The organism is Bradyrhizobium sp. Kon10 (assembly GCF_055807395.1).
In genome coordinates this window covers 56,708-62,875 of sequence record NZ_JBVVOZ010000037.1, presented here as the reverse complement: position 1 = coordinate 62,875, position 6,168 = coordinate 56,708, and the positions used below count along the sequence as shown (strand labels likewise).

The 6,168-nt window shown below is 63.5% G+C and carries 6 protein-coding genes; all 6 read left to right on the top strand.

What is annotated here, in order from left to right:
• On the top strand, positions 1-554 hold a 554-nt coding region (locus AC0L2O_RS31670), incomplete at its 5' end, for a ferredoxin reductase domain-containing protein (RefSeq protein WP_473372527.1).
• 104 nt (positions 555-658) lie between these two features.
• Complete coding sequence (locus AC0L2O_RS31665; protein WP_473372526.1) at positions 659-2,401, top strand: fumarate reductase/succinate dehydrogenase flavoprotein subunit; 1,743 nt, start codon at positions 659-661, stop codon at positions 2,399-2,401.
• Between the two features lie 31 nt (positions 2,402-2,432).
• A complete protein-coding gene (locus AC0L2O_RS31660; RefSeq protein WP_369724968.1) occupies positions 2,433-2,666 on the top strand; it encodes a 4Fe-4S dicluster domain-containing protein in 234 nt (77 codons plus the stop codon).
• 2 nt (positions 2,667-2,668) lie between these two features.
• Positions 2,669-3,646, top strand: a complete 978-nt coding sequence (locus AC0L2O_RS31655; protein ID WP_473372525.1) for a HEAT repeat domain-containing protein — start codon at positions 2,669-2,671, stop codon at positions 3,644-3,646.
• Positions 3,647-3,727: 81 nt separating this feature from the next.
• The gene (locus AC0L2O_RS31650) at positions 3,728-4,900 is read left to right on the top strand and encodes a fumarylacetoacetate hydrolase family protein (RefSeq protein WP_409189412.1); all 1,173 of its coding nucleotides are present in this window, start codon (positions 3,728-3,730) and stop codon (positions 4,898-4,900) included.
• Positions 4,901-5,120: 220 nt separating this feature from the next.
• The gene (ytfQ, locus tag AC0L2O_RS31645) at positions 5,121-6,086 is read left to right on the top strand and encodes a galactofuranose ABC transporter, galactofuranose-binding protein YtfQ (protein WP_369724962.1); all 966 of its coding nucleotides are present in this window, start codon (positions 5,121-5,123) and stop codon (positions 6,084-6,086) included.
• Positions 6,087-6,168: the final 82 nt, after the last annotated feature.

The window sequence follows — 6,168 nt, the reverse complement described above, 5'->3', positions numbered from 1 at the left end:
GCCCGCTCACGTCGCGGCTGCAGAAGATCAGGGAAGGCGACATCATCCTGGTCGGCCGCAAGGCCACGGGTACGCTGATCACCGGCAACCTCATTCCGGGCAAGCGTCTCCTGCTGCTGTCGACCGGGACCGGGCTTGCGCCGTTCGCCAGCCTGGTCAAGGACCCCGACGTCTACGAGAACTACGAGACCATCGTGCTGGCCCATGGCTGCCGTCAGATCTCGGAGCTTGCCTATGGCGAGCACCTGGTCGACGGGCTGCGCAATCACGAATTCTTCGGACCCTTGATCCGCGACAAGCTCGTCTACTACCCGACCGTGACCCGCGAGCCGTTCAAGAACCGCGGCCGCATCACCGACCTGATCGCATCCAACCAGATGTTCGACGATATCGGCCAATCCGGCCTCGATATCGACACCGACCGCATCATGCTGTGCGGCAGCCCGGCGATGCTCGAGGAGCTTCCCGCGATGTTGTCCGCGCGGGGCTTTGTCGAGGGTAACCACAGCAAACCCGGCCATTTCGTGATCGAAAAAGCCTTCGTCGAGCGCTGAGGCGCAAATCGCATCCCGGCGACAACTAATTGCTATCGCCGGCAACTCACCTGAACAAATCTGATGCAAAGGCGCCGGACCTGCCGGCGAACCAGGAGCAAGCGATGGCACTAGATCAGATCGTCGACGGACTTTCGGAGGTTTCCTGCGATGTGCTGGTGATCGGTGGCGGCACCGCGGGTCCGATGGCGGCGCTGAAGGCGAAGCTGAAGAACCCGAAGGCCAATGTCGTCCTGCTCGAAAAGGCCAACGTCAAGCGTTCCGGCGCGATCTCGATGGGCATGGACGGGCTCAACAACGCCGTCATCCCCGGCTACGCCACGCCGGAGCAGTACACCAAGGAAATCACCATCGCCAATGACGGCATCGTCGATCAGAAGGCGGTCTATAAATACGCCCAGAATTGCTACAAAATCATCGAGGAGCTCGACAGTTTCGGCATCCGCTTCCTGAAGAACGAGAACGGCGATTACGCCGTCAAGAAGGTGCACCATATCGGCACCTACGTTCTGCCGATGCCGAACGGCGAGACCGTGAAGAAGGCGCTGTACCGCCAGCTCCGCCGTGCCCGCATCCTGATCTCGAATCGCTACATGGCAACGCGGCTGCTCAAATCCGCCGATGGCCGCATCGCCGGCGCGATCTCTGTGAACACCCGCACGGCCGAAATTCTCGTCATCAAGGCCAAGGCCGTGATCCTCTGCATGGGCGCCGCCGGCCGTCTTGGCTTGCCAACCTCCGGCTACATGTTCGGAACCTACGAGAACGCCGCGAATTCCGGTGACGGCTATGCGATGGCGTATCACGCGGGGGCCGCGCTCGCGAACCTCGAATGCTACCAGATCAATCCGCTGATCAAGGACTATAACGGTCCGGCTTGCGCTTACGTGGCCGGTCCGTTCGGCGCCTTTACCGCCAACAACGAGGGGTCGCGCTTCATCGAATGCGACTATTGGTCCGGCCAGATGATGCTGGAGTTCTACAACGAGCTGTTGTCCGGCAAGGGCCCCGTGTTCCTCCAGCTCAAGCATCTTCATCCCGACACCATCTCGGAAATCGAAACCACGCTGCACAAGGTGGAGCGGCCGACACGCGGCTTGTTCCAGCAGGGGCGCGGGGTCGACTACCGCAACGAGTCGATCGAGATGCATATCTCCGAGATCGGCTTCTGCTCCGGCCACAGCGCCTCGGGCGTGTTCGTCGACGACAATGCCCGCACCACGGTGCCCGGCCTCTACGCCGCCGGCGACATGGCGAGCGTGCCGCACAATTACATGCTGGGTGCCTTTACCAACGGCTCGGTTGCCGGCGTCGACGCGATGGAGTTCGCTGACAACCACGATTTTGCGGAGTTCGATGCCGCCGATGTCGCCGTGGAACGCGACCGCGTGATGGCGCCGACCAAGCGCGAGGACGGCATTCCGCCGAACCAGCTTGAATACAAGACGCGGCGCCTGGTGAACGACTATCTCCAGCCGCCGAAGGTGACGCGCAAATACGAGCTCGGCATGCGCCGCCTTGCCGAGGCGCGCGAGGACATGCAGGAGCACATGATCGCGCGCAACGCGCACGAACTGCTCCGCGCCCTCGAAGTGCAGTCGATCATGGATTGCGCCGACATGGCCGTGCATGCCTCGCTCTATCGCGAGGAAAGCCGCTGGGGCCTCTATCACTGGCGCACGGATTTTCCGGAGAAGGACAACGAGAACTGGTTCTGCCACACCCTGCTAAGCAAGCGAGACGGCAAGATGACCAGCGAGAAGCGCGCCGTGGAGCCCTATGTCGTCCCGATCGCGGACGACGAGAAGGACCTCTACGACAAGCAGCGCATTCGCGCCACCGCCTGATCCACCGCACCATAGCAACAGGAGACATCCAATGCCTCTCGCGTCCTATCAGACATCGGTCCCGGTGGTCGTCGACGACGCCAAATGCATCGCTGACAAGGGCTGCACCGTGTGCGTCGAGGTCTGTCCGCTCGACGTGCTGCGCATCAGCGACATGACCGGCAAGGCCTATATGGCCTATGACGAGTGCTGGTACTGCATGCCGTGCGAGGCCGATTGCCCGACCGGCGCCGTCACCGTCAATATTCCCTATCTCCTGAGGTAGTCATGTCGAGCCCGTTCGAATCCTATGACGACCTCGAAGACGCTGACGAGCGGCTCCAGGCCGCCGATCCCGCCGAACGCCGCGTGGCGATCATCGCGCTCGGCCATTCCGGCGATCCGGCCGCAGTCGCGCACCTTGCCAAAATGGTGGCGGATCCCGATGCCGGCGTGCGCCAGCAGGTCGCGATGGCGCTCGGCGAGTTCGACGGGCCGGAGGCCGCGAGTGCGCTGGTGAAGCTGCTGGTCGATCCCGAAAGGATCGTGGCATCGGCCGCGGCCGACAGCATGGCCGAGTTCAAGGATCCCGCCTGCGCCGAGATCATCCTGCCGTTGGTCAAGCACGCCCACGCATTTGTTCGCATGGGCGCGCTGCGCGCGCTGAAGGAGCTGCGCTGCAAGGACACGCTGAAGCCGGCGCTGGAAGCACTCCAGGATTCCGATGCTGCCGTGCGCGTGCAGGCGATCGGCGTGATCGGCTTCCTGAAGCTGGAAGAATCCATTCCCGCGCTGACCGCGCTGATCAACGACCCCGACGCGCATGTGCGCCGCGCCGCCGTGAGCGCGCTGGCCTTCTCGCAGCTGAAGCCTGCCGCGGAGACGATCACGCGCGCGCTAAAGGACAGCGACTGGATGGTCCGCGAGATGGCGGCGGAGACGCTGGGCCTCAACAGCAACGGTACGCTCGCCGCCGACCAACTCGTGGCGTGTCTTGCCGACGAGTTCTGGCAGGTGCGGCTGAAGGTGATCCGCAGCCTCGGCCGCATGAAGATCGAGCGCGCGGTGCGCCCGATCGGAAATTGCATCACTCACGACCAGGCCAATTTGCGCAAAGAGGCGGCGGCCGCGCTCGGCGAGATTGCCCATCCCGACGGCGAGGCGTTCCTGGCCGTGATCGCCGACGATCCAGATCCCGACGTGCGCAAGAACGCGCGCTGGGCGCTTCAGCAGATCGCGGCCCGAAAGGCCCGGGCAGGGGCATAGCTGCGAGGCAGGGTTGCCGCTCTGGACTTCCGGAGCCAGACGTTTATTGGTCTTCGCCAACAAAAAAGCGAGGACGCGGCCATGATCACACTGAGTGCCAAGGATCTTCTTCCCGAGGACGGAACGCGGGGAACACTGGCAGGCCGCGTCTGGCTGCCGCAGGCGAGCGGCCCGGCCGTCGTTGCCGTTCGCGCCGACGGCGTCTTTGACGTCACCGCAAAATTCCCGACGATCAGTGCATTGTGCGAGGAGGAGAATCCCGCCAAGGCGCTTGCCGCGACCAGGGGCGAGCGCATCGGCGATCTCGACGGCATCGTCGCCAACACGGCACCCGATCAGCGCGATCCGAAAAAGCCATGGTTGCTTGCGCCGGTCGATCTCCAGACCCTGAAGGCCGCCGGCGTCACCTTCGCCATCTCCATGCTGGAACGCGTGATCGAGGAGCGGGCCAAGGGCAATCCGACATCGGCCGAGGCGATCCGGAAAGAAGTGACGCGGCTGATCGGCGACGATCTGTCAAAGCTCAAGCCGGGCTCGGACCAGGCCATGCACCTCAAGCAGGTGCTGATCGATCAGAACGCCTGGAGCCAGTACCTCGAAGTCGGCATCGGCCCCGATGCGGAGGTCTTCACCAAGGCGCCGACGCTGTCCTCGGTCGGCACCGGCATGGATGCCGGCCTGCATCCGAAATCGACTTGGAATAATCCGGAACCCGAGCTCGTGCTGTTCGTCTCCAGCCGCGGCAAGATCGTCGGCGGCGCGCTCGGCAACGACGTCAATTTGCGCGACTTCGAGGGCCGTTCGGCGCTGCTGCTGTCCAAGGCCAAGGACAACAACGCCTCCTGCGCGATCGGTCCGCTGCTGCGCCTGTTCGACGACACCTTCACGCTCGACGACGCGCGCAAGCTCGACATCAGCCTGAACGTGAAGGGCACGGACGGTTTTGTCCTCGACGGCCATTCCTCGATCAGCAAGATCAGCCGCGATCCCACCGATCTCGTCGCACAGACGATCGGGCCCGTGCATCAATATCCCGACGGTTTCGTGCTCTTCCTCGGCACCATGTTCGCACCCGTGAAGGATCGCGACGCGCCGGGGCAGGGCTTCACCCACAAGCGCGACGACATCGTCACGATCGCAGCACCCCAGCTCGGCAAGCTCGTCAACCGCATGCGCGGCAGCGACGAGTGCGAACCCTGGACCTTCGGCATCGGCGCATTGATGAAGAACCTGGCGCAGCGGAAGTTGATCTAGCATTTCGCTCTCCCCGCTTGCGGGGACAGACCGGAACTGGCGCCCCAGATCCGGGTCAGGGGTCGAACGTCCGTCCGTCAACCCCGCGCAAATAGTCAAATAATATGACTATACGGAACCAATCTTCCGTGAAATAGTCCCGCCCGCTGGCTTAACGCCGGCCTGAGGGTGTCATGCTACCGAGCGGCGCCCCGGATAACATTCTTGGGAGATACGCCTGATGACCCTCAAAGCCCTTTTTGCGGCCAGCGCCACGGCCGCGTTGCTGATCGCGCTGCCGGCACATGCCGCCGAGCTCACCATCGGCTTTTCGCAGATCGGATCGGAATCCGGCTGGCGCGCCGCCGAGACCTCGGTCTCCAAGCAGGAAGCCACCAAGCGAAAGGTCAATCTCAAGATCGCCGACGCGCAGCAGAAGCAGGAGAACCAGATCAAGGCGATCCGCTCCTTCATCGCGCAAAACGTCGATGCGATCTTTCTCGCGCCCGTCGTCTCGACCGGCTGGGATTCGGTGCTGAAGGAAGCCAAGGAAGCCAAGATCCCGGTCGTGCTGCTCGACCGCGACATCGATCCCTCCGGCAAGGACCTCTACCTCACCGCGGTCACCTCCGACAGCGTGCACGAAGGCGAGGTCGCCGGCGACTGGCTGGCGAAGACCGTCGGCGCGAAAGCCTGCAACATCGTCGAATTGCAGGGCACGGTCGGCGCCAGCGTCGCTGCCAACCGCAAGAAGGGCTTCGACACTGCGGTTGCCAAGCATCCCAACCTGAAAGTGGTGCGCAGCCAGACCGGCGACTTCACCCGCGCCAAGGGCAAGGAAGTGATGGAGAGCTTCATCAAGGCCGAAGGCGGCGGCAAGTCGATCTGTGCGGTCTACGCGCATAATGACGACATGATGGTCGGCGCCATCCAGGCGATGAAGGAAGCGGGCCTCAAGCCCGGCAAGGACATCCTCACCGTCTCGATCGACGCGGTCCCGGATATCTTCAAGGCGATCGCCGCGGGCGAAGCCAATGCGACGGTCGAGCTGACGCCGAACATGGCAGGCCCGGCGCTCGATGCCATCGCGGCCTTCAAGGACAAGGGCACCGTTCCGCCGAAGTGGATCCAGACCGAGTCCAAGCTCTACACGGCTGCCGACGACCCGCAGAAGGTGTATGACAGCAAAAAGGGCCTCGGTTACTGAGGCGGGGAATTGCGCCGTCGGCGGTGGTCCGGCGGCGCTCCCTTCCGTAACCGCTGCGCAAACGAATGGGTTGGGCGTCCGC